Origin of the sequence: Blautia sp. MSK.20.85 (genome assembly GCF_013317245.1) — a bacterium.
Taxonomy (GTDB): Bacteria; Bacillota; Clostridia; order Lachnospirales; family Lachnospiraceae; genus Blautia_A.
In genome coordinates, this window is sequence record NZ_JAAIUN010000127.1 from 1 (window position 1) to 321 (window position 321).

At 42.1% G+C, this 321-nt stretch carries 1 protein-coding gene; it reads right to left on the reverse strand.

The genetic code is table 11. From position 1 onward, the window contains the following. Positions 1-321, reverse strand: a 321-nt coding sequence (locus tag G5B12_RS17210) for a recombinase zinc beta ribbon domain-containing protein (protein ID WP_174088996.1), incomplete at both ends; no start/stop codon positions are given.

Genomic DNA, 321 nt, shown 5'->3' on the forward strand with positions numbered 1-321 from the left:
TACGGCATCTTCCAGATCCTTTTCCGGTATTCTATGACTGGAACAGCGTTTTGTTTCTTTATTTGTGGAACATAGATAATAAGCATATTTTTTCCCTGCCACAGTGGAAACCTTTCTTGTCATAGGTGCACCACAATCCGCACATACAGCAATTCCGGATAACAGATATACCTGCTTTTGGTCAGGTGAAGTACGTGTATCCATGCCCAGAAGTCTCTGAACAATTTCAAAATCACGGTCACTCACCAGTGGCTCATGATTTTTCTCAATCCGGATCCAGTCATCTTCCGGTTTCACATAAGTCTGCTTCACTTTATGGTT